Raw genomic sequence first — 24,786 nt, 5'->3', positions numbered from 1 at the left:
AAAATCGTTCCCCAGTCGTGTGCACGGCTCAGCCGTGCGATTCGGAATCGCGAACCCCTTCGCGATCCCAGCCGCAAGATCCCCAGGCGGCTGCACTCAGCATAGAGGATGCCGGAGGCCGGGCGCGAGCGATTCGCACCCGGCCTCCGGTCGGCGTCGTCAGGCTTCGAGCGCCCGACGGCGACGGGTGATCAGCAGAACCAGGATGCCGCCGCCGAGGAGCAGCAGCACGAGGAGGCCGAGCACGATCGGCATCGCGAGCCCGGTGGCCGGGAGACCGGCGACGAACTCGTTCGTGATCTCGACGTCCACGTCGTCGTCCAGCGCGACATCCGCCGACGTGCCGTCGCTCGTGACGGCGGTCCCGTCCGCGGCGGTGACGACGATGGTCGTCTTCACCGCTCCTCCGGTATCCGTCTCGGAGATGCGGCAGTCCGCGCCCACCGGGAGGTCCCGGAAGACCGTCGTGTAGCCGCCCTGCGCGCTCAGCACCCGCTCGGCGCCGCCCGGAACGGTGACCCCGTCGGCGCACTCCAGGAGGACCGTGAACGATCCGCGCGCGCCGTCGGCGTCCAGGTCACCGGTGCGCTCCTTGGTGACCGTGATCGCTGCGACGTCGAACGTGTTGGTCGCGGTGACCGTCGCCGTGCCGTCCGCCTCGAGGACGACGTTCCCGTCGCTCGGGTCGAGCGCCGTCGAGGTGGCGCCGCCGGCGTCCGTCTCCTCGACGGTGCACTCGGTGTTCGTCGGGTACGGCCCGAACGAGCGGGTCGCTCCTCCGGCGAGCTCGAACGTCTCGTCGAGCAGCGTCTGGCCGTCGTAGGTGCAGACGGCCGTGAACGTGAAGTCGCCGGAGCCGTACAGGCTCGCTCCCGCTCCGTCGACGACCTTGCTCACCGTGAGGACGCCTGCGTCGAACGAGTTCGTGAACTCGACCGCCGCCTCATCGACGCCGACCTGCACGGATGCCGTGCCGTCGCCGTTGTCGGTGACGCCGTCACCGGTGATCACAATGCCGTCCGCGGTGGCGCCGACCTCGGTGATGAGGCAGTCCGCACGGGCCGGGATCGTGTTGGCCGGGGCGGTGAAGGTGCCATCCGCCTCGAGGGAGAACGTCAGCTCGGTGCCGTCCTCGCCGAACGTCACTGGGATCCCGGTGGCGCTCGTGCACTGCAGCGTGAAGTCGAACGGGCCGTAACCCGCTTCTGCTTCGGCATCCACCCGCTTCGTGATCGACAGGCCGGAGAAGGCGTAGTCGTTCACGAGCTCGGCGGTCTGCTCGGCCAGCACCTCGTCGTCGTCGGTTACCACGGCATCCGCCGTGACGATCGCGACCGGCGCCGGACGGGTCGTCTCGCCGAATTCGCCGACGACGCCCTGCTCGGCGACCTCGCAGGTCGCTCCGGTCGGGATGCCGTCGATGCGCCGGGTGAAGTCGTTCGCCTCGTCCAGGACGACGGAGGCGTCGGCGCCGAGCGGCACGTTCGCGCCGCCGACCGTGCACACGACGTCCGCGCGGAACTCGTCGGACGCGTAGTCCGCCGCGTCGCCCGTGACGGTCTTGGTGACCTCGATCGCGGTGAGGGCGAACGTGTTCGTCGCGGTGACGGTCGCGCCCGCCCCTTCGGTCAGGGTCACGACGCCGTCGGCCGGGGACAGCACCGACGTGGTCGCGCCGGCCGTCTCGGTCTCGGCCACGACGCACTCGGTGCCGGTCGGGTAGGTGCCGAACGTGCGCTGCGCGTTCGCGTCGAGCACGAAGGTCTCATCCAGCAGCGTCTGGTCGCGATAGGTGCAGACCGCGGTGAACTCGAAGGGCCCTGCGCCCCACAGCTCGGCCCCAGCGCCGTCGACCACCTTGGCCACGGTCAGGATGCCGGCGTCGAAGCCGTTCAGGATCTCGACGCTCGCGGTCTCGGTGCCCACCAGCACGGTGGCCGTGCCGTCGCCGTTGTCGGTGACGCCGTCTCCGACGATGACGATCTCGTCGGCCGCCGCGCTGTCGACCTCGCTGATGAGGCAGGTCGAGTTGGCCGGGATCGTGTCCTCGGGCGCGGTGTAGGTGTCGTCGGCCTCGAGCGTGAACTCGACCTCGGTGACGTCGCCGTCGAACACGACGGGGATGCCGGTCGCACTCGTGCACGACAGCGTGAAGTCGAACGGACCGAAGTCCGCTTCGGCCTCGGTGTCGACGCGCTTCGTGACCGACAGGCCCGAGAACGTGTAGTCGTTCGTCACGGTCGCGATCTGCGCGGCGGGGACCTCGGCGTCTGGTGCGACGACCTCGGTCACGTCGATGACCGTCGGCGTTCCCGTGCGGCCTGTCTCGCCGTACTCGCCGAGCTCGCCCTGCTCGGTCACGTCGCAGGATGCGCCGGTCGGGATGCCGTCGATGCGGTGCGTGAACCCGTTGGCGGCGTTCAGTTCGACCACCGCGTCGTCGCCGAGCGGGACGTTCTCGCCCCGCACGGTGCAGACGACGTCGACGAGGTATTCGTCGGCGCCGTAGGCCGCGGCCGGGCCCGTGATCTCCTTGGCGACCTGGATCGCCGTGAGATCGAACGTGTTCGTCGCGGTGACGGTGGCCGCGGCATCCGCGTCGTCCGTGATGACGACCGTGCCGTCGGCCGGGTCGATGGCCGTGCGGGTGGCGCCGCCGGCGCCGGTCTCCTCCACGATGCAGCTGGTGCCGGTCGGGTAGACGCCGAATGTGCGCTGCGCGTTCGCATCGAGCTGGAACGCCTCGTTCAGCAGCGTCTGGCCCTCGTAGGTGCAGACGGCGGTGAAGTCGAAGGGTCCGGCGCCGTAGAGCGCGGCGCCTTCGCCGTCGACGACCTTGCTGACGGTCAGGATGCCGGAGTCGTAGCCGTTCGTGAACTCGACGTTCGCCGTCTCGGTGCCGACGAGCACCGTGGCGCTGCCGTCGCCGTTGTCGGTGACGTTGTCGCCGACGACGACGATGCCATCGGCATCCGCGCTGTCGACCTCGGTGATGATGCAGGTGGAGCGCGCCGGGATGGTGTTCTCGGGTGCGGTGAACGTCTCGCCGTCCTCGAGGGTGAACTCGAGTTCGGTCGCTCCGCCGTCGAACGCGACCGGTGTGCCGGTGGCGGTCGTGCAGCTCAGGGTGAAGTCGAACGGGCCGAACTCTCCCTCGGTGGCGTCGGTGTCGACGGTCTTGGTGACTGCGAGTCCCGAATAGGCGTAGTCGTTGCCGATCGTCGCGACCTGTGCTGCCGGGACGTCGATGCCGGAGTTCTGCTCGTCGACCACGAGGGTCACCGGGGTGCCGGTGCGCGTGGTCTCACCGAACTGACCGGTGGCGCCCTGCTCGGCGATGTCGCAGGCGGCGCCGAGCGGGATGCCGTCGATCCGGCGGGTGTGCTCGTTCGCGGAGTTCAACTCCAGGACCGCGTCATCGCCCAGGTCGAGCGGTGTGCCGTCGATCGTGCAGACCACGTCGACGAGGAATTCGTCCGGTGCATAGCCTGCGGCGTCTCCCGTGATCTCCTTCGAGATCGCGATGGAGCCGAACACCAGGTGCACGCCCACCGGAGACGGCGAGATCTTCAGGTACCCGGTGGCGCCGAGCTCGCGGTACTTCACACCGAACTGGTTCCAGGCGAACGAGTCGCGTGCCGGCACCGCGGACGGGGCTCCGGACGGGTTCGCCTCGGACGCCACGACGTTCGTGCTGCTGTAGGTGATGTCGACGAACGCGCCGGGCTGGAGGGCACCGGCCGCGGTCGTCGTGAAGTCGAGCGAGACCCGGAGGCCGGAGACGGTCGACCAGTCGGTCGCGTCATCGGCCACGACCCACTCTTCGCCGTTCTGCGCACAGGGCTCCTGATCGGCGAGGTTCGACCAGGTGCCGACGCAGACGCCGGTGGAGGTCGTCACCTCGACGACCGTGGTGGTGCCGGCGGGTGCCGCCATCGCGATCGCGTCGAGGATCTGCGGGCGGTAGACCGAACCGCGCGATGCCCCGGAGATGAGGGCCTGGTCGCCGGCGACGGGCAGCTGGTCGAAGAGGACCATGTCGGAGATGGGCCTGGTGCCGCCGTTCTGCGCCCGGAGCACCCAGTCGTCGGTGCCGCCGATCTCGCTGTTCGCCGCGCACGGCGAGCGGTAGTAGGCGCCGCCGGTCGCGTCGAGCGACTGCTCGCACAGGTGTGCCGGGTTGGTCGTGTTGATGGCGCCGTCGCGCTCGCCTCGGACGCCCTTGACCACGAACAGGCTTGTGCCGTCGGTCGGTGTGACGTACTCGGTGGTGCCGCAGGTGGTGGGATCGGCATCCCACGCGCCGGTCACGGCCCCGCCCTGAGTGATGTTCGTGCAGGAACTGAGCTCTTCAGCGGTCTGCACAGTCATCTCGTTGATCGCCTGCTCGCCCAGGAGCAGTCCCGGCTGCAGTTCGAGCAGGATGCGGATCGAGAACGTCTCCCCCGGTGCCATGCGCGAGCCTTCGGCCCAGGTGAAGACGAGCTCGTCGCCCTCCTGCGCGAAGCCTTCTGGTACCGGGAGCAGGCCGTCGGGTGCCGGCGTGTAGACGGGCTCGTCACCGAGGTACAGGAGCTCGGGAGGCAGCAGGTCGCGCAGCTCTGTGACCGTCAGGTAGCCGGTGCCCTGGTTCGTGAAGGTGAGGTCCCACGGCACGAGGTCGCCGGCGGTGGCGAAGTGGCTGGTGCCTTCGTTCACCGTCTTGTGCACGGCGAGCTGGTGCGTACCGGGCGAGAGGCCGATCTCGGCGTTCGCGGTGTCCTCGGCGCTCGAGCCGGTGCGGCGGTCGCTGACGGCCGTCACCGTGTCGTCGATCGTGCCCTCGAGCGGGATCGGGTCGCCGGAGTCGCGGTACTCATCGCGCAGCTGCACGGTGAAGGCCGCGGTCGTGCTCCAGTTCGGCGCAGGAACGTCGGGCGACAGGAAGGCGCCGTCGACCCGCGAGAACGCGAATCGGATGCCCTGGATGTCGCCGTACTGGTCGGCGGCCACCGGCAGCGCGGCATCGCCGATCGCGGTCGCGGCGGAGTCCACCCAGGTCAGCTCGCCGTCGACCGGGAGGTACGCCGAGACGACGACCTGGTCGGCGCCGGCCGGGGCGGTGATCGCGCCGAGTCCGATGACGTCGAACGCGTTCCAGAAGTCGGGCGACGTCGTCGTGTCATCCGTGACGCGCACCTCGGCGGGTGCCAGGGTGCTGACCGGGTCTGTGCCCTGGTTCGCGCCGAGCGTGACGGTGACGGGTGCGCCGCGGGTGGGCTCGGTGAGAGCTTCGGGCGAGATCTGCTTCGTGGCGCCGACGTTCAGGTCGCCGCCGGTGAGCACAGCGGTGACGTCTGCGAGGTCGCCGGTGGCGACGCCGTCGCTGAGGATCGGGTCGTACGACTGCGCGAACACGCGGTTCTCGACCTCGACGCGCTGGTTGGCGGTGAGGCGCTGCTCTTCGCCCGTGCTGCGGATGGTCGGGCGCACGCGGGCGTCGACCACGACGGTGAGCACGTTGGCCGGGGTGATCGTTCCGCCCGTGGTCGACGGGTCGGTGCTCTGGAAGGTCGTGCTGATGCCGACGACCGTGGCGAGCTGCTCGGCCGCCATCGCGTTGACGGCTGCGGCGGTGGTCTGCTCGGTGGTGTACGCGCCTGCTCCCTCGTCGTAGCGCAGCAGCCAGACCACGCTGGCGGCGAGGTCGACCTGCTCGGGGATGGCCGCGCCGATCGTCACCTTGGTGGCGTCGAAGCGGTCGAACGGGTTGCCCTGCCCTGTGGCGGTCAGCCAGTCGATGTCGGCGGTGAACGGGTCGCCGACGGCGCCGGCGGCGGTCGCCGCGCTCTGGCACTCGGCGATGTCCTGGGTGTCGGTGCATGCCGGCGGATCGGTCACGCGGATGTACGAGGCCTTGGCCACCGAGCCGTTGCGCGCTTCGAGCGTGAAGGTCGCGGTCGGGTAGGTCTCGGCATCCGCACCGGGAAGCGGCACGTTCAGCGGCGTCGTCGGGGTGACCGACTTGCGGACGTCGACGGCCGGGTCCGGATCGGTGATGAGGATCTCGTGGTTGTCGACGTCGCTGACGACGTCTCCGCCGGCGAGCGGTTCGCCGTCGATGCGGACCGTGTTGTCGACGAGTCCTGCGTCTCCGGCGTTGTAGATCTCCTCGCCCGTGACCCACGATCCGTCCGAGCGCTTCTGGTCGCGGATCTGCCAGGTCAGGTCGAACGTGCGCACGGCGCTGGAGGATCCGACGCCGTCGCCGATGGCGTCGACGAAGGGGTCGCCCGATGCAGCCCTGGCCGTGGTGTTCGGCGACAGGACGATGCGGAATCCGGTGGCGTCACGGCGCTCGTCGTCGGTGAGCGCGTAGCCGACGAAGCCGCCGTTCTGGATCCAGCCGCCGGCCGGTGGGTTCGCCGCCGGCACCCAGGCTCCGCCGATGAAGAGCTCGACCGCGTCCACGTTGTCGTACTGGATGTACCAGCCGTTGCTGAACGGTGCGTCGTCGGCCGGGATGTCGTCGATGCGCACGAGGTTGAACGCGTCGTACACCGTGCCTGCCGGGTCTCCGGGGATGCCTCCGTCGAACGCGGTGCCGGAGTCGTTGTTCGGGTCGGAGATCGCGACGCGGGCGTAGTCGGGGTCGACGCGCCAGCTCAGGGTCGTGTCGCGCACCTGCAGCGACTGGGCGGCGACGGTCGCCTGGTTCCAGCGCTTGTCGATGCCGATCGGGCCCTCGTTCGCGTACGTCTCGATCGTGCCCTGGCCGGTGTCCTCGGCGGTGTCCTCGAGCGGGGTCCCTGTCTCGGTCTCACCGGAGCCGGTGGTCGTGGCGGTGTTCGTGTACGCAACCGGCTGGTCGTCGCCCGGGACCGTGTCATCGCCGCTGACGCGGAGCGTGTCGCGCGCCTCGGAGACCACGTAGGGTGTGACGGTCGTGTCGGACGGGAAGCCGTCCGGGTTGTCGAACGTGAAGCGGATGCCGTAGACGTCGTCGATCGTCATGCCATCGGGCAGGGCGGCGAGGACTTCGTCTTCGGACATCGAGATCCGGTGCGGAAGGATGCGGGCCGGGAAGACCTGCAGCGTGTGCGGGTTGCCGGCGGAATCGATGACGTCGATGGTCAGCGACGTGTTCGCGGGCACCTGCGTCGTGGCGATCGAGGTGAAGTCGAAGGCGTCCCAGAAGGTGCCCTCACCGGCGAACGAGTCCTCGACGACGATCTGCGTGGCGGTGATGTAGTCGGACGTGGTGGTGAGGTTCGAGTGCAGCTCGGTGACGACGGGCTCGCCCGGAGAGACCGCGCTGGACGGGCGCACGGACTTCTCGAGCGTGACGGCGATGGCGGGGTCGACGAGCGTGAGCGTCGCGTCGTCGTCGTCCGTGGCCTGGAGCCCGTTCTCGGCGGTCACGGTGGTGGTGGCGACGTTCGTGGTGACGATCTCGGCGCCGCCGTCGGCGACGGCGGCCTCCGAGGTCTGGATCGTGAAGTCGATCACGGCGGAGGCACCGGACTGGATGCCGCCATCAGGCGCGGTGTACACGAACTCGAAGCCGGAGATGGCGACGCCGGGGGCGGCGGGGATCTCGCCGTTCACGAGCGCGACCTCGATCGGGTCGCCGCCGTCGAGCGGGTAGTAGAAGAGTGTTCCGGCGGTGGCCGCTGTGGGCCAGACGGGCGGTGCGGTGAAGCCGCCGAACGTGACGTCGGCGGTGAAGTAGTCGAGGTCGGCGACGCGGAGTTCGTCGACTCCGGCATCCGACGTGTTGGTGCCGACGATGCGGGAGGCGGCGGAGTCGCCGGCGGCGATGCGGCCCGGCTCGATGCTCTTGGTCGTCGCGGCGGCGACGTTGACGGGGTTGACCTCGTAGTTCGCGGTGGCGGTCTTCGACACCGGATCGCGGTCGGTCACGGCGGCGGTGCCCTGTGCGACGTTGTCGATGGTGTGCTGTTCGGTGGAGAGGTCGGCGCCCGACTCGCGGTCGGATTCGCGCTGCGCGACATCGATGGCGACAGTGCCGGTCGCGTCCTTCGCGATGGCGGTTCCGGTGTAGGTCAGGCGGATGCCGCCGACGAGGGCGGGGTCGACGCCGGCGGGGAGTTCGACCGTCGACGACGGCGGACCGGGGACCCAGGTCCACGTGCCGTCCTCCTGCTGCAGATAGAGGTCGACCTGCACTTGATCGGCGCCTTCGGGCAGCGTCGAGGCGCCGAAGCCCGTGAAGTCGGTGATCGTGAACGGGTTGCTCGGGTCGAGCGCGGTGGCGCCGTCGGCGGCCGCGGCGGGTTCCTGGATGATCAGGGTCTCGACCGGGCCGTTGGATGCGTTGGTGACGGCGAGGTCGATCGTCGACGGAGCACCCGGGTTGTAGCTCTGGGGCGACGGGCCCCAGCCCTTGGTGACGCCGACGTCGATGACGGAGGGCGTGGTGACCGTGATGGTGGCGTCGTCGCTGTCGGGGGCCGAGTTCGTCGCGGCGGTCTCGGCGACGTTGGTGATCACCTTGGTGCCGGGCGTCAGGTCGTCGGGGACCTGCAGCGTGATGGCGAAGGTGAGGGTCTGCCCGTTCTGCAGGCCGGTGCCGGCGGGTGCGGTGACGGGGCCGGTGAAGTCGACATGCAGGGCGGTGTCGGCCGTGATCACTTCGGGTGCGGTGGAGCTCTCGACGCCGTCGACGGTCCAGGTGACCTGGCGCGGGATGCTCGAGGTGCCCGGCTGCGCGCTGACGTTCTGCACGGGGTAGCCGGCGAGTTCGGCCGGCAGCACGTCGTCGAGCGTCGCGTCCAGACACGAGCGCTCGGAGCAGTTCACGGCGATCGTGTATGTGAACGGCTGACCGGGCGAGAGCTCGGCCGGCTCCACGCTCTTGGTGACGGTGAGGTACTCCGGGTCGCCTTCGGCTGCCATCGACGCTGTCGGCACCACGAGTCCGGTGACGACGAGTGCGAGCGAGATCACCCCAGCCCAGATTCCGCGCAACTCCGACCGCTTTGTAACCCGCTTGTGCATCAGTCCGCTTCCCCTAGGCCTGTGAGGATTCTATGGGTACGGCGCGACGCGACCAATGCCTTTCTATGCGCGGACATGGATCGAGGGCGGACTCCGCAGTGGAGCCCGCCCTCGATCTGCGGCAGATTACTCGTTGCCGACGGCCTTGTCGGCTCCGTCGCGGATCTCGTCGATCTTGTCGGCGGCACCGGGGGCGACCTTCTTGGCGAAGTCGGCGACTCCGTCGAGCACCTTGTCACTGATGTCCTCGGCCTGCTCGCTCTTGACGGCGTCGGCGATCTTGTCCTTGTGCTCCTCGTAGAGGTCCTTACCCTTGCCCACTGCGTCGTTGATCGAATCTTCGATACCCATTGCAATCCCTCTCGGTTCTGTGCCGGCAAGGTCGCGCCGACGCTCCCATTCTGTCCGCCGGATCGCGGGAGGGGAAGAGTCAGGATGCCGCGGCTCGCAAACCTCCGACCGGCAGCCGCGTTCGGCACGGCTTCGCGCGCGTCGGTGTCAGGCGGCGAGGTTGTAGCGGTGGGTGCCGCCGAGGCGTGGGGTGCGTTGGGGGTCGACTGAGGGTGGTGGGAGGAACCAGACTTTCGCGGTCACACCGGTGCCTTCGATGTGGATGTCCCATCCGTTGTCGTGGACGCGGTGGTGGCAGTTGTCGCAGAGCAGGACCCCGCGGTCGAGGTCTGTTCGACCTTGGTCGCGGTTCCACCAGTCGATGTGGTGGGCGCGGGTCATGGAGGGTGGGAGGGTGCAGCCCGCGCACCCGCCGTCTCGGAGTACCAGGGCGAGGCGTTGCGCCCGGGTGAAGAACCGTTTCTCTCTGCCCCAGTCGAGGATCTCACTGTCCGTGCCGAGGACGTAGGGGATGACGCCGCCGCCTGCGGCCATCCGTCGGGCGGATCCGATGCTGATGGGCTGGTCGATGCCGTCGATCGTGGCGTATCCGGTCCCGCCGGCCAGGTCATCGAGTCCGACCCGGACGATCACGGTCGCACCCGCCAGGGCGGGGGCGTCGTTGTCGCAGCCGATCGCGTGGGCGGCGAGGTCGGCGAGGGCGTCGGCCTGCAGCTGTCCGATGGTGCGCCGGTCGGCGTCGGGTGCGTCGGGGGCGAGGGCGTGGGCGCGGGCGTTGAGCACCGCGGTGACATGCCCTTCGATCGCGACTTTGATCGGCGCGGCGGTGGCGACGTCGATGTCGGCGTCGATGTGGAACCGTCCGTCGCGTTCGAACATGACCAGTCGGTTCTGCGCCCGTGCGGCCTCCTCCCGAGGCAGGACCCCGTCGGGGTCCAGGTGCGCTTCCGCGTGGGTGAGGAGTTTGCGGACCTCGTCCAACGACAACCCGGCAGCTTTCTCCGCCAGCAGGGTCTCCGCTTCCACGAGCTGGTCGGCGGAGATCTTCAACCGGACCCGGTCCAACAGGGCGATGATCAACCCCGCCGCCGGCGCCCCGATCCGCCCGCCACCCAGCGCCGCCTGCACGGCCGGGTACTTCGCCGGCAACCTGACCCCGAGCAGATCACTACGCGGCGCGGTCGCCTCCCCGACCTTCACCAGCCGGGAAGCCTCCCCCGACGAACGGCCGGTGACGGTCGCGACGAACTGCCCCGCGGTGCGGAACCCCTGCTCCTTCGCCAACGACTCCGCCCCCAGCTCCGCCCGCGACTCGTGCGCGATCCGCGCGGCGACCTCCGCCTCCAGGCCGTCCACGACTCGCTGCAGGGTTCCGAGGGCCGCGTTCGCCGCGACCAGGGCCGCCCGGTCCAGATCCGCCGCGTCACCGGCATCCGACCACGCCGCGTCGAGGCGGGTGACCGCCTCATGTAGAGCATCCAGATGCGTCGCCGTCGACATACCCCCACGCTACCCCGACCACGCCCAAAAGGGAAGAGATGTTCGAAAGAAATATTCGAAACTCAGTGCGCCGTGGCTCCGGGGATGATCACCGCACGGATCGTGCGGAACAGGATGATGATGTCCTGCATGAGCGACCAGTTCTCGACGTAGTACAGATCGAGGCGGATGGTCTCCTCCCACGACAGCGAGGAGCGACCGCTGACCTGCCACAGACCGCTCATGCCTGGCTTCACCAGCAGGCGGCGGTAGGCGACGTCGTCGTAGAGAGCGACCTCGGTGGCACGCTGAGGCCGCGGGCCGACGAGACTCATGTCTCCCCGGAACACGTTGATCAGCTGCGGCAGCTCGTCGAGGGAGTGCTTGCGGAGGAACCGCCCGACCCTGGTGATCCGCGGATCGTCGTTGATCTTGAACAGCGGCTTGGCCGCGTCGCCCTGCAGATCGAGCAGCGACGCCAGCTGATCGTCTGCGTCGGCCACCATCGAGCGGAACTTGCGCATGCCGAACGTCCGCCCGCTGCGGCCGATCCGCTCCTGGTGGTAGAAGATCTTGCCCGGGCCGTCCACGCGGATCGCGATCGCCGTCGCCAGGAACACGGGCGAGAGCAGCACCAGGAGGATCATCGAGCCGACCAGGTCGAAGGTGCGCTTGAGGAATCGGGACGCTCCCTCCATCCGAGGGAAATCGACGTGCACGAGCGGAAGACCGGCCACAGGAGTCGCATGCAGCCGGGGGCCGGCGATGTCGGTGAGCGCCGGCGCCATGATCAGCTGGATGTCCCGGTCGGAGACCGCGTAGCCCAGCCGGCGCATCATCTCGGGGTCCAGGTCATCCGAACCCGCGATGATCAGGGCGTCGATGTTGGCCGCGTCGAGCGCCGCCTCCGCATGGGCGATGTCGCCGAGCACCTCGATGTCCGGGACGCCCTCGGATGCGACGCCGTTCATGATCACGCCGACGATCTCATAGCCGCTTCCCGGCGTGCGGCGGATCTGCCCGGTGACGTGCCTGACCTTCGACGGTTCGCCGATCACGACCGCGCGGTGCAGGTACTGCCTGTTCTTCTGCCTGGCACGCAGCCACTGACGCCACAGCCAGCGCGACAGCAGCAGGAGCAGGACGCCGAGGGGGAAGATCACGGCCACGAGCAGTCGTGACAGATTCATCCCGAGGAAGTAGGCCATCGCCACGGTGAAGGCGAACACCGCGATCGACGCGTTGACGAGCCGCCGGTACTCGATGAAGCCGCTGCCGACGATGTGACGCTCACGGCTGTCCGTGACGTCGAGGGCGATCAGCCACAGCACGCCGATGATGATGAGCGCGGCCGTGTAAGAGAAACGGGGGCCGCCGGGCCACGACACAGCGGTCGTGATGCTGGGAATGGCGATCAGCCATCCGACGACGAGGGTGATGACGAGCACGACGACGTCGCTGTAGAAGAGTCGACTCGCGTAGCGGCGCGGCCATGCGGCCCGACGCGCCTTCTGGACGGGAATCCGAGACGTCTCCCTCGGCTCCTCCGAGATATCGGAGCTGCCGCGCTCGAGTTGAACGACGACGATGCTCACCCCCCTGTGATGAAACCGGACCGCGAGTCATTGTACCCGCAGCGGTCTCCTTGGGTAGGCGCCCTCACCCGCAGTTGTCGGTGACGACCGGCTTCGCGCCGTTGACCATCGGGTTCGTCCGCATCTCGAGAGGGCCGTAGTCGCCGGATGCTCCGACGAACGTCGCGGTGACGTCGACCGTGTCTCCCGGATCGAACCACGCTTCGAAGGCGACGACCGGTCGTCCGAGATCGTCGACGTCACGGTGCATCACCGAGACCTCGTCGCCGTTGAAGGTCGCATCCGACAGCGTCGTACCCGGAGGGCCGTAGACGAAGATCCAGTCGCGGAAGCGCGCGCCGAAGGTCATGCTCTGCACGTAGCGGGGCAGCGCCTCCGCCTGCCGCTGGGTCAGCGGCAGAGTGAGCGACCCCGTGGCGGTGAACGTCGCCGTGTCTCCTTCGCAGACGGCCGTCGCCGTGGTCGCCGTCTCGGTGAAGTAGTCGATCTTCGAACCGTTGCTGTTGTTGAAGTAGACGCCGACCGCGGTGACGTCCTTGTTGTGCGCCGGCAGGATTCCGCTCATCTTGGTTCCGTCGATCGCGTCGGCGACCTTCTTGTCATCGCCCCAGACGAGAACGCTCCCCTGCGACGCGCTCTCCGTGATCGCCCACATCATGTCCTTGATGTCGAAGTCGCCGGCGGCGATCGTGTCGAAGATGGCCGCGGCCGTGTCGGCGAAGAATCCGTCGACGAGTTCGGGCTCCTTGTAGGAGTCCCAGCGCCCGTAGACCTCGCTCAGCAGCACCGAGACGGCGTTGTCCGAAGAGAGCGTCTCACCGGACTCCAGCTCGATCGGGCCGGTCGCGACGAGGATCCGCTGCAGCGCGAGCGGGTCGATCGAGATCACGCCGGCGACCTCGTCGGGGGCGATGTCGCGCTGCCACCATGCGCGCAGGATCTGCGCCGCGGTCGGGAAATCAGGGCGGCTCGTGCTGGTGTTGATGTGATCGACGAGATAGCTCGTGTACAGCTGAATGGCGGCGTCCGGGACGGGAACGTCCACGGCGGTGCCGTTCTGGTAGCTGCCGCTGTCGCCCTGCGCACCCATCGAGATCACGCCCTTGTCGACCTTGACGAGCGTCTGCGCCGCCGCGCTGCCCCCGAGGGCGAGCGATTCGGCATTGTTCTGGAACACGAGCAGGTAGTTGCGTTCGCCGTCCCCGCCGAGCAGCGTCGGCATCATGCTGATCATCGGCGCCGCCGCCGACATCACTTCGTCGACCTGGTCCACGCCGTCGCGCACGACGGAGATGAGGAAGGGAGAGTTCGACACGGCATCCAGCCCGTCCGCGAGCTGAGTGATGTGGTCGCCCTCATCCTCGGAGGCCTTGAGCAGCCGCACCGTGACCGGGTCGGTGTCGCTCTCATCGCCCATCACGGGCAGCGCCACGCCGTTGACGAGCGCGTCGAGCGACTGCGCCGCGAGGCGCACCCCCCTGAGGTTGTCGCCCACCACGGGGACCCACTCCATGAGCCACCAGACCGGGTCGGATGCCGCGGCTCCCGCACTCGCGGCATTCTCCGACAGTTCGGGGAGCGCCTTGTCGACGTCTCCCCCGTTCTGGATGTCGCTGATGAGCTCCTGGCTCTTGGTCAGCCCGTCCTTCACGGTGATGGCGCGCAGTCCGACCCAGCACACCGCGAGAAGGAGCGCGATGACGACGAGCGTGATGATCAGCCAGACGCGACGCCGTCGAACGACCTTGTCCGGCTTCTTCTCGGTGCTCTGCTCGTCGCTGCGTTGCGCTCGTCTGCTCTCAGCGCTCATGGACGACTTACCTTTCGTACGGGAGGGAACCGGAGCATTCTACCGGCGACCACTCTGGAGGATGCCTGGAGGACTCAGTCCTCGGGCTTCTCCGTCGGCTTCTCGGTCGGCTTGTCCGTGGCCTTCTCGGTGGGCTCCTCCGCCTCAGCCTCAGCCTCCACCGGCGCCGTGATGAAGACGGGCGACGCCCCGAGCGTCAGTGCGACCTCGCCGTCGACCGGCTGGACCAGTTCGGTGCGCCCCGACATGTCGGTCACCGCCAGCGGGACATCCGACGCGAAGGCGCGCTGCGTCTCGGCGCCCTTCGCCCACGCGACGCGGGTCTCGCCGGCGCCTGTTCCGAACACCGCCACCGTGCTCGTGTCGTCGGACTCCTCGGTCGCGAAATCCTTGCCGTTGAGCTGCGCGATCATCAGGGCCTGCGCGAAGGCACCGGGCTTCGGTGCCAGCGCGACGACGTTCGCGCGCGGTCCGTTCTCGTAGAGGCCGAAGTTCGCCTCTCCTGCCACGGGATCGGGGGTGTCGTTGACGAGGTCGTACCAGAAGTACTTCTCGACGCCGTTCGCGAAGGCCAGGGTCTCGTTGCGCACCATCATCTGCCCCTGCTCGAGAGCGGTGACGCCGTCATGGTGCGTGGGGAAGCCCATCTCGGTGACCCACACCGGCCGCGTCTCGCCGGTGACTTCCTTCATGTCGGCGTAGGACTGCTGCACCGTGCCTGCGATCAGATCGGCGTTGCGATCGATCCAGGACTCGTAGGGGTGGTAGCTCGCCGCGTCGGTCACCGGCATCCCGCCGGCCTGCCAGAAGCCGACGAACCAGTCGCGGTCGTACAGCGCGGTCGAGCCCGTGACGATCGGGAGGTCCGGGTACGCCGGCTTGACGTGGTCCCAGGCGGACTGTGCGATCGGCATGTAGCACGCGGGCCCCTGCCCGCAGGGGACATCGGTCTCGCGGTGGTTGAACTCGTTGAGTACCTCGAGGCCGACCAGGTCGAAGCGGTCGGCGACGGCCTTCGCGTAGGCGCCGTAGGCCTGGATCGACTCGTCGCCGGAGGGCGCGCGCCGGGTCCCGTAGAGCCGGTTGCCGTAGACGACGAGGCCCAGCAGCTTCACGTCGTTGGCATGCATGCGCGAGAACTCGCGCACGTAGTTCTCGTCCCAGTCGTACTGGCCGCGGGTCTTCTCGTTGCGCTCCCAGGAGATGTCGTTGCGCACCTCGGCGAAGCCGAGAGCGGCGGCAAGGGTTCCGGTGCCGGCGAAGGGCTCCTTCTCGACGTGAGAGGAGACTCCGAAGCGCGCGTCCTGCGCCAGGTGGAAGGTGCCGGTGTCGACCACGGCGACGTTCGTCTCGATCGTCCGGCCGGACGCATCGCTGATCGCAACGCTGTAGTGCCCCTGCGTCACACCGGTCAGCGGCAGTGCCGCCAGAGCTCCGCTGACGCTGACCTCGCCCGTGATCGGGTCGCCACCGGAGGTGGAGGCCGCACTCCACTGCACGGGCCCTTCTGGCAGGGAGACGGCCAGCACAGCCGTCTTGTCGGTCATGATGAGCGAATCGTTGACGATGCCCGTCGGGGTCTGCACGGCCTCGAACGACCCGTTGGGGACGAACTCGTCCCCGGTGCTCGCCGTGATCGAGACGTCATCGACTCCGAGGCCGCGCACGGCACCGGAGAGCGCGATGTCGATCGACGACTCGGCCGCCTGATCGGCCGGAGTGGTGAACGGGAACTCGACGGTCTCCCACTCGGCATCCAGCTCGGGAAGTACGAAGCTCTGGCCGGCGACGTCCAGGCGGACGCCGGTCTCGGTCTTCTCCTCCGCGAGCACTCGCGCGGAGAGAGTGAGGGTGTACTCGGTCTCGGGGGTGAGGGCGACGGGTGCGGACGCGGCGATGATGTCCGGGTCGTCGGCCGGAGCATCCACCCGCAGCGAGACGGCGCCGGTGGCGGCGTCGCCGACCTCCGGAAGAACCGCGGCGACCACGGTACGGTCGGCGAGCGTCCAGCCGTCGATCGATGCGCGTGCGACGTTCGTGACGGGCACCTCGGCCAGCGGCTCGGGCGGCGGGGTGGTGACAACGGGCTCGGGCGTCGGATCCGACGTCCCGGTCGCCTGAGGTTCCGGCTGCTGGGACATGATCACAGCGGCCGTCGCGATGCTTCCGCCGGCCAGGAGCACGGCCGCCGCGCTCGCGATGATGATCGTGGTCTTCTTCGTCAAGCGCAGAGCCATCGTGTCCTTTCCCCCCGGGTGGTCACGTCAAACCTACCGGCATCAAGCTGACAGACCACGGAGTCGGGTGCTCTGACGAACGTCCCTAGACTCGTTGCATGCTTCTTCGTGCAAGGCCTGTGCCGTGAGCGGCGTGCTGGTGCACGAATGGCTCGCCCCGAGAGGCGGGTCCGAGAACGTGTTCGAGTCGCTGACGCGGATCTTCCCGGATGCCGCGCGCTACTGCCTCTGGAACGACAGCGACGGCCGGTTCACGGTCAACGGCGAGACGTGGCTCGCCCGCACGCCGCTGCGCGGACACAAGGCCGCCGCACTCCCGCTGATGCCCCTCGCCTGGCGGACTCTTCCTGATGTGGATGCCGAGTGGATCCTCACCAGCTCTCACCTCTTCGCGCACCACGCCCGCTTCGGCGGCGCCGCACGCCATGCACCCAAGCTCGTCTATGCGCACACCCCCGCCCGGTACATCTGGACACCAGAGCTGGACGGCCGAGGCAATTCGCTTCCTGCGCGCGCGATCGCGGCTCCCCTGAAGCGGATCGACCGACGGCGAGCGCAGGAGCCGGTCGCGATCGCCGCGAACAGCGTGTTCGTCCAGCAGCGCATCGCCGACGCATGGCGTCGCGAGAGCACGGTGATCCACCCGCCGGTCGACGTGGTCGGCTTCCTCCGTGCGCCGGAGCTGGACGAGCGCGACCAGGAGACTCTGGACGGACTGCCCGATACGTTCCTTCTCGGCTTCTCGCGGTTCATCCCCTATAAGAGGCTGGACCTCGCGATCGAGGCCGGCCTCGCCGCCGATGTGCCGGTGGTGCTGGCCGGCGCGGGCCCCGATGAGGAGCGCCTGCGCGCCTTCGCCGAGGAACGCGCCCCCGGCCGGGTCCATTTCGTCCGCTCCCCCGGTCAGGAGCTGTACCGCGCGCTGCTGCAGCGCTGCCTCGCTCTGGTCTTCCCCGCGGTGGAGGATTTCGGCATCGTCCCGGTGGAGGCGATGGCGGCAGGACGCCCCGTCATCGCCAACGCGCTCGGCGGCACGGCCGAGACGATCGTGCACGGCCGCACCGGTGCGCTGGTCGAGCACTGGTCGCGCGATGAGCTGCGCAGTGCGGTGGAGACGGCATCCGGAGCCTCGGCCGAGGACTGCCGGACGCAGGGGATGCTGTTCTCGGAAGAGGTCTTCGCCGACCGCATCCGCTCCTGGGTCGCGGCATCCGTCGACGGAGCGGGCGCATGACGCGCGTTCTCGTCGACGACCGCTACCGCGGCGCGCACGGCATCGGCCGGTACGCCGCGGAGGTCCTCCCCCGACTGACCGTGCCGTGGGAGCCTCTCGGGTTCGACGGCTCGCCGCACAGCCCGGTCGACGCGTTCCGCCCGGTTGGTGCGGCGTCCGCCGAGGATGCCGTGGTGTACTCGCCTGGCTACGGAGCGCTCGTGCGTGCCAGGCGGCAGCTGCTCACGCTGCACGACCTGATCCAGCTGCAGGCGCCGGGGCTTTCCCGCTGGAAGTTCGCGGCCTACTACGCGGGGCCGGTGCACTCGGTGGTCCGCAGGGCCGGCGTCGTGCTCACCGTGTCGGAGACCTCCGCGCGGGCGCTGCGGGAGTGGGTGAAGGACGACAGGGTGGAGATCGTCAACGCGGGAAACGGATGCTCGGAGGCTTTCCGCCCCGGCCCTGATGCCCTGGACGCCTCCGATCCGTATGTCCTGTTCGTCGGCAACGGCCGTGCGCACAAGAACCTCGACACGGTGCTCGACGCGCTGGTCACGGCACGCGATGTGCGCCTCGTGGCCGTCGTCCCCGAGCGCGAGATCGCCGAGCTGAGCGCTCGCGCGACGCAGCGCGGCGTGGATGCCAGGGTGCGCTGGGTGAGCGGCGTCGACGACGAGCGGCTCGCCGAGCTCTACCGCGGTGCTTCAGCGACGGTGATGCCGTCGACGCTGGAAGGGTTCGGACTGCCCGCTCTGGAGTCGATCCGGTGCGGGGCGCCGGTGTTGTACTGGGCGGGGTGCGAGGCGGTTGCGGAGATCGTCGGTGAACGAGGGTGGGCGGTCTCGTCTTCGCACGACGCGCAGGAGTGGTCGAGCGTGCTTGCCGAAGCCGTGTCCGCCGAGCGGAGAGTCGATCCGCCCGAGGGATACGACTGGGGTCGCACGGCCGCGGTCGTCTCGGAGACGATCGCGCGGATGCTCGGCTGACGCGACTACTCGGCCCGGCCTCGAACCGCCCGCACGAACTCCTCGAGCGCGTCCGTCTTGCGCTCCCACGATGCGTCGGCTGCGGCCGACTCCCCCGCCTCGTTCGGCGATGGATGCCGCAGCGCACGCTCGAGCGCGGCATCCGCGTCGTCGGCATCGGTGTACACCTCGATGCCCAGGTCGGATCGTCCACGGATACCCGGTGTCTCGCGCGCGACGACGCTCAACCCGGCCGCGAGGTACTCGTACAGCTTCATCGGGCTGCGACCGGCGTTGAGCGGGTGATCGGAGAGCGGCAGGAGCCCGACCCTCGCTGTGTGCAGCAGCGCCGGGACATCCTCGTAGGGCACCGGCCCGACGGGGTCGACGTTCGACGGCAACGGGCTCGGCGGGCGACCCCCTGGGCCGGCGATCACGAAATCGACGTCGGCGAAAGCACGCGCCCACGCTTCGATGCGTTCCCAGTCGAACCGGTCGTCGAGGGCACCGACGTAGACGCAGCGCGCATCCCGTGTCTGGTCGGCGACCGGCGCCGAGAAGCGCGCGACGTCGGCCCCGTTGCTCAGCACCAGCGCAGGTACGCGCAGTGCACCCAGCCCCCGCAGCACCTCGTCGGAGGTCGCGATCACGCCGTCGGCGGCATCCAGAATCTGCTGCTGCAGACGATGCTTGACCCCGTCCGGGTACAGATCGGTCGGGCGGTAGACCACTGTGTCCGAGAGCGCCCGCACAGAGGAGTCCCACAGCAGCGGCTGGTCGATGAGCACCACGTCGAATCCGGTGGGGATGCCGGCGCGTTCCAGCATCCGAGCCACCTTCGGAGCTCCGACGGGCGCTGGCAGGATCGTGCGCGGGACGAGGTTCCGCACGCCGCTCGCGTCACGCTGCGGGCCGCGCGGCACGGCGGCGAGGTCCTTCCGGCTGACGCGTCCGGTCACCCGGTGGGCGAGCGAGATCGGAGTGCTCAGGTGCACGACATCGGCTCCGCGCTCGGCGAGCACACGGGCGTAGTGATGGCTGCCCACGCGGAACGGGCCGAACGGGTGGCTGTGCGAGAGGAAGAGGATGCGCGCGCTGGTCATGCGCGCGTCCTGCGGATTCCGGCGCGGATCTGCTGCTGGATGCCGGTGAGCGATGCCTCCGCGGCACGCACCCGCTCTGCGACCTCGGCGGCGCGCTCCGGCGTCGCATCGAGCACTTCACGCAGACGCACCGGAGCGGTCGTGGTGGCGTCGAAGGAGACTCCGTCGAGTCCGATCGCCGCGAAGGCCTTCGTGATCTTGCCCGTCGGCTGCGGCACGAGCTCGATGGGTACAGCACCGCTGAGCGCCGCGAGCACGAGCACGTGCATCCGGTCGCTGATGACGAGCCGCGCTGCGTCGTAGCGCTGACGGAGGCGCTCCTCCTGCTCGAGCGGATCCGTCTGGCCCCACGCTTCGAACTCGCCGCCGAGCAGCTCGGCGAGTTCGCGGGCCCGGTCTTCGTCTTCTCTCACCTGGACGACGGTGCGGATGCTGAGGCCGGCGCGCTCCGCGCTCTCGCGCACCGCGCGGACCCATTCGGCGTCCGGCAGGGGGCGCGTGCCGCGCAGGCTCACCAGCAGTTCGGTGCGCTCGTTCCAGGCGCGTCCGGGGCGGACGCCTGCGGAGAATCCGATGTCGGGCGCGAGGCGTCCCGTCCGCGCGGTCGCGAGTGTGGTCGCGTCTCGCCACAGCGTCACCTGCGATAGGCGGGCTGCCAGGCGATGGATGCTGAGGGCCGGCTGCGACGGCGCGCGGATGCCGCGCGGTGGGCGGACGACGACGCCCCTCTTGAGTCGGACGATGATCGTCTCGGCGAGGAAGACCAGTTCCCTGAGACCGTTGCCCCGGTCGAGCGGGATCTCGCCCGCTTCGAACACGAGCACAGGATGCCGCGGCGCGGTGAGGATGAACCAGAGCCAGCGCGGCACGGACTTCTTGGAGCGGAGAACGATGGCGTCGTTCGGGAGACCGAGCTGGGTCAACCAGACATCGGGAGCGTCGCCGACGTAGGCGACGAGTTCGTCGCTCGTGCCCGACGACCATGCGAGAGTCTCTCGCCGGATGAGAGCATCACCGATGTTGCCCGCGGGGCCGGTGAGAGAGACGAAGGTTCGGGTGGCGCGCGGCGCTCTGGACGAGAGGGAGTTCCGGCGGCGCATGTTCAGGGTGTGGCCGTCGGATCAGGTATCGGCTCACCGGTGGCGTCAGCGGTTGCGGCGGCGCCCGCGCCCGACGCATCGGCCTCAGCACCAGCACCCGAGGCGTCAGCTTCTGCCCCGGCGCCCGACGCATCGGCCTCAGCACCAGCACCCGAGGCATCAGCCTCGGCACCAGCATCAACACCTGCGTCCGCCTCTGCACCCGCATCAGCACCCGTGTCGGCACCAGGCGCAGGTTCGGGGTCCTGCGGAGGCGTGTCCTCGTCGCCCGAGTTCCCGTCGCCCCTCGGCTCCTCAGGCTCCTCGGGCTCGGGCGGGAGCACACGTGTGACCATATAGGGAGCGCTGACCCTGACGCCGTCTTCGTTCTCCGCGGTGACCGTGTACACGACGGCTTCCTGCGTGCAGTCGAAGGGAACAGCGCGGTCGGTGATGTTGTCCGGCAGCGCTGCGGCCAGCGGGAAGTCGATCGCGTCGACCTGGGCACCGCCCGAGGCGACGGCGACGCTCTCCGCGTTCTCGATGTCCCAGCTCAGCAGCACCTGCACTTCGCCTTCGTCCGCCTCACATGCGACCGTGGTGGCGTTGGCGGTGAAACTCGTGATCACCGGGTCCGCGGCGGGTGCCGACGTCTGTTCGGGCGTGGGCTGTGGGGAGGGTGTGGTGTCGGCCGGGGCACCAGCGCTCGCGAGTGTGCCGATGATCGCGCCGGCTGCGACGGCGAGAAGAATTGCGACGCCGGTGAGCGCCATGAGCAGGAAGCTGCGCTTCCGCTGACGCTGTTCCATTCGACGATGGCGCTCGCGACGCGCGAGGGAGCGAGGCTCGTCTGTGGTCGCGGACGCCAGTGCCGTCGCCGGCAGCACGCTCGTCGCTGGGGCGATCGGCGCTTGTTCGCCGACCTCGACCCGAGACTCGATTTCGTCGGAGACGGGCGAGTTCTTCGTCTGAGGCTTTGCCGCGGCGGCAGCGCCGACAGCGCCGGCCCCGGGCTTCTTGGTCCAGGCGAGGTATTCCTTGATGACGTCCCCGCTGGGACCGTCTGCGATCAGCTCGCCCTTGTGCACCCAGAGCACGCGCTCACAGGTTTCCCTGAGCGATCCCGCCGAGTGGCTGACGATCATCACGAGACCCGCGCTTGCGCGCAGTTCATTGATGCGCTTCTCGCTCTTCGTGCGGAAACGACGATCACCGACCGCAAGTGCCTCGTCGACGAGCAGGATCGAATGCGCCTTCGCCGACGCAATTGCAAACCGTAGTCGCGCTGCCATACCGGACGAGTACGTACGCATGGGGTGATAGATGAAGTCGTTGAGCTCGGCGAACTCGGCGATCTCATCGACCTGGGCCGCCGCTTCCTCAGGGCTGAATCCCATGGCCAAGAGACCGAGCCGAATGTTGTTCTCGCCCGAGAGCTCCGGCACCAGAGCCGCGTTCACGCCGAGAAGCACTGGACGATCACGAGCGAGAATGTGCCCCTCAGAAGGGGGAATGAGCCCCGTCATGGCTTTGAAGAGCGTCGACTTGCCAGAACCGTTGTGCCCGACGACGCCGATCGACTCGCCTTCACTCGCCGTGAAGCTCACGCCGCGCAGCGCGGGGATGGTCTGCAGATCGCGACCGCCTCGGATAGCGCGCAGACTGAACGACGACTCATTCGCGTTCACCCGCTTTCCCGACGCGTACACGCGATAATTCACGTGCACGTTGTCGGCGACGATCATCGGGCGGCGGGCACCATCAGCGAGGGCTTGCGTCGCACTGGGAAGGAGGAGTTCACTCACTGAGGCCGTACCTCGCCTCTGCGCGCCAGAAGAAGATGACCCCGCCGACGATCATCACCAGCGCCCAGATCGGAGCCGCGATCCACGCAAGCAAAGGCGCCGAAAACCCATCCAGCAAGACGTCTCGTGCGAGGGAGATGAACTCGTACGTCGGGACGAGGTGCGCAATCGTCAGCAGAGTCGGATAGTCGGCGAGCGCACCGTCGATGTTGAAGAAGATACCGCTGGCGTAGAAGAGCACGCGGTTGATGATCGGAATCAACTGCTGGATGTCCCGCGTACGTACGGAAATCCGGGCGACGACAAGAGCAAGACCGAGATTGAATACACCCATGACCGCGAAGATCGGGAAGATCAGGAGCCACGACCACGTGATCGGCTCACCGAAGATGAGCAAGAGGATGCCCAGCAACAGCACGACCGGGATCATCCGCATCGCTTGCTCAGCAACAACCGAGATCGGCAGCAGGATGCGGGGGAAACCGAAGCTCTGCACGAGCTTCGCGTTGCTCGTGATCGACTTCGATCCGCTACCAAAGCACCCGGTGAAGAACTCGAAGACGAAGACGCCGACGATGAGGTACTGCACGAAGTTCGCAGGTCGAGCGGCGCCCGACAGAATGAAGTGGAAGATCGTGCCGTAGATGATCGCCAACGACAGCGGTTTGAGGACGATCCAGAGCACACCGAGCCGGTTCGGCAAAAGGCTGGCAATCATCCGACTACCGGCCAGTCGCAACGCGAACGCCCGCATTCGCCATGTCTCGGCGAGGTAGGCACCGAGCGGAGGGCGTGTCCCCAGCTCTGTCAGACCCGCGGTCACGGGAGGCACAGCCATCGCTCCCATTGGGAATCCTCTATCTCTCTGCCCTGACACACGATACGCCCGCACGGTGGCGGGCATATCGGAAGATAATACCCCACCGCCCCGACCCACCTTCCGCGGACGTGATCAGTCGCGACCGTAGATGTCGCGGGTGTAGATCTTGTCCGCGACGTCGTCGAGCGCATCGGTCGAGCGGTTCGCGATGATGACGTCGGCGCGGGTCTTGAACTCGTCGAGGTTGCGGACGACCTCAGAGTGAAAGAACTCGTCCTCATCGAGCGAGGGCTCGTACACGACCACCTCGACGCCCTTCGCCTTGATGCGCTTCATGATTCCCTGAATCGATGAGGCACGGAAGTTGTCCGACCCGGACTTCATGACCAGGCGGTATACGCCGACCGTCTTGGGTTCGCGCGCCAGAATGTCAGCTGCGACGAAGTCCTTGCGTGTCCTGTTGGCGTCGACGATCGCCGCGATGAGATTCTGCGGTACTTCGGAGTAGTTCGCCAACAATTGTTTGGTGTCCTTCGGCAGGCAGTAGCCGCCATACCCGAAGGATGGATTGTTGTAGTGCGACCCGATGCGCGGATCCAGGCCCACTCCCTCGATGATCTGCTTCGTGTCGAGCCCGTGCACCGCCGCGTACGTGTCGAGTTCGTTGAAGTACGCCACGCGCAGCGCCAGATAGGTGTTGGCGAACAGCTTGATCGCCTCTGCCTCCGTCGCATCGGTGAGCAGCACGGGGACCTCTGTGGCAATCGCGCCTTCGAGGAGCAGGTCAGCGAAACGTTGCCCGATCGGACCGCGATCGCCCACGACGATGCGCGACGGGTAGAGGTTGTCGTGCAGCGCCCGCCCCTCACGCAGGAACTCCGGCGAGAAGATGATCGACGCCCGCGGGTACTCCGCATTCATTCGCGCGGTGAAACCCACCGGAACCGTGGACTTGACCACGATCGCTGCGTCCGGATTCACCGCGAGAACGGTCTCGATGACGCCTTCGACCGATGACGTGTCGAAGTAGTTGGTGACCTCGTCGTAGTTCGTCGGCGTCGCGACGACGACGAATTCCGCATCACGGTAGGCCTCCTCGACGTCGAGCGTCGGCGTGAGATCCAGCTCGCGTGTGGCGAGGTAATCCTCGAGCTCGACATCGGCAATCGGCGAGACCCGGCGGCTGAGCAGTTCGACCTTCGCTGGGTCGATGTCGACGGCGAACACCTCGTGGTGCTGGGCGAGGATGACGGCATTGGACAGGCCGACGTATCCGGTCCCGGCGATGGCGATCTTCATACGCCAAGCCTACTGGCGGGTCGGACCTGC

13 protein-coding genes are annotated in these 24,786 nt (G+C 68.4%); 2 read left to right on the top strand and 11 right to left on the bottom strand.

Annotated features, from left to right (window positions below):
* Positions 1–159: 159 nt before the first annotated feature.
* From ACI7YT_RS03945 to ACI7YT_RS03920, 6 genes are all read right to left on the bottom strand, one after another.
* Entirely contained in the window at positions 160–8,949 is an 8,790-nt protein-coding gene (locus tag ACI7YT_RS03945; protein ID WP_406249188.1) for a DUF5979 domain-containing protein, read from the bottom strand.
* Between the two features lie 177 nt (positions 8,950–9,126).
* Positions 9,127–9,351 (bottom strand): hypothetical protein, encoded by a 225-nt coding sequence (locus ACI7YT_RS03940; protein WP_406249187.1) that lies wholly within the window; start codon positions 9,349–9,351, stop codon positions 9,127–9,129.
* Positions 9,352–9,498: 147 nt separating this feature from the next.
* Entirely contained in the window at positions 9,499–10,851 is a 1,353-nt protein-coding gene (locus tag ACI7YT_RS03935) for a DUF222 domain-containing protein (RefSeq protein ID WP_406249186.1), read from the bottom strand.
* Positions 10,852–10,913: 62 nt separating this feature from the next.
* Entirely contained in the window at positions 10,914–12,425 is a 1,512-nt protein-coding gene (locus tag ACI7YT_RS03930; RefSeq protein WP_406249185.1) for a sugar transferase, read from the bottom strand.
* Positions 12,426–12,489: 64 nt separating this feature from the next.
* Entirely contained in the window at positions 12,490–14,235 is a 1,746-nt protein-coding gene (locus ACI7YT_RS03925) for a DUF4012 domain-containing protein (RefSeq protein ID WP_406249184.1), read from the bottom strand.
* A gap of 74 nt (positions 14,236–14,309) precedes the next feature.
* Positions 14,310–16,460, bottom strand: coding sequence for a hypothetical protein (locus ACI7YT_RS03920; protein ID WP_406249183.1), 2,151 nt, complete (start codon positions 16,458–16,460; stop codon positions 14,310–14,312).
* A 136-nt stretch (positions 16,461–16,596) separates the two neighbouring features.
* Between ACI7YT_RS03920 and ACI7YT_RS03915 the strand changes: the two genes are divergently transcribed.
* Both ACI7YT_RS03915 and ACI7YT_RS03910 read left to right on the top strand, forming a co-directional pair.
* On the top strand, positions 16,597–17,706 hold the full coding sequence (locus tag ACI7YT_RS03915; protein WP_406249182.1) for a glycosyltransferase: 1,110 nt from the start codon (positions 16,597–16,599) through the stop codon (positions 17,704–17,706).
* Positions 17,703–18,671, top strand: coding sequence for a glycosyltransferase family 4 protein (locus ACI7YT_RS03910; protein WP_406249181.1), 969 nt, complete (start codon positions 17,703–17,705; stop codon positions 18,669–18,671). Before ACI7YT_RS03915 ends, ACI7YT_RS03910 begins: the two co-directional genes overlap by 4 nt.
* A 5-nt stretch (positions 18,672–18,676) precedes the next feature.
* Here the strand turns inward: ACI7YT_RS03910 and ACI7YT_RS03905 are convergent, their stop codons facing one another.
* The 5 genes from ACI7YT_RS03905 to ACI7YT_RS03885 are packed head-to-tail and all read right to left on the bottom strand — an operon-like array spanning position 18,677 to position 24,756.
* Positions 18,677–19,753: a glycosyltransferase gene (locus ACI7YT_RS03905; RefSeq protein ID WP_406249180.1), complete on the bottom strand. Its 1,077-nt coding sequence runs from the start codon at positions 19,751–19,753 to the stop codon at positions 18,677–18,679.
* Positions 19,750–20,853 (bottom strand): hypothetical protein, encoded by a 1,104-nt coding sequence (locus tag ACI7YT_RS03900; protein WP_406249179.1) that lies wholly within the window; start codon positions 20,851–20,853, stop codon positions 19,750–19,752. The genes ACI7YT_RS03905 and ACI7YT_RS03900 overlap by 4 nt, the downstream gene beginning before the upstream one ends.
* A 2-nt stretch (positions 20,854–20,855) precedes the next feature.
* Positions 20,856–22,637: an ABC transporter ATP-binding protein gene (locus ACI7YT_RS03895; RefSeq protein WP_406249178.1), complete on the bottom strand. Its 1,782-nt coding sequence runs from the start codon at positions 22,635–22,637 to the stop codon at positions 20,856–20,858.
* On the bottom strand, positions 22,630–23,541 hold the full coding sequence (locus ACI7YT_RS03890; protein ID WP_406249177.1) for an ABC transporter permease: 912 nt from the start codon (positions 23,539–23,541) through the stop codon (positions 22,630–22,632). The genes ACI7YT_RS03895 and ACI7YT_RS03890 overlap by 8 nt, the downstream gene beginning before the upstream one ends.
* Before the next feature lie 48 nt (positions 23,542–23,589).
* Positions 23,590–24,756, bottom strand: a complete 1,167-nt coding sequence (locus ACI7YT_RS03885; protein WP_406249176.1) for a nucleotide sugar dehydrogenase — start codon at positions 24,754–24,756, stop codon at positions 23,590–23,592.
* Positions 24,757–24,786: the final 30 nt, after the last annotated feature.

The sequence above is a fragment of the Microbacterium sp. M genome, assembly GCF_045181065.1.
In the GTDB taxonomy this organism is placed as follows: domain Bacteria; phylum Actinomycetota; class Actinomycetes; order Actinomycetales; family Microbacteriaceae; genus Microbacterium.
The sequence above is the reverse complement of the archived record's forward strand: the minus strand, read 5'-3'. Positions and strand labels throughout refer to the sequence as shown.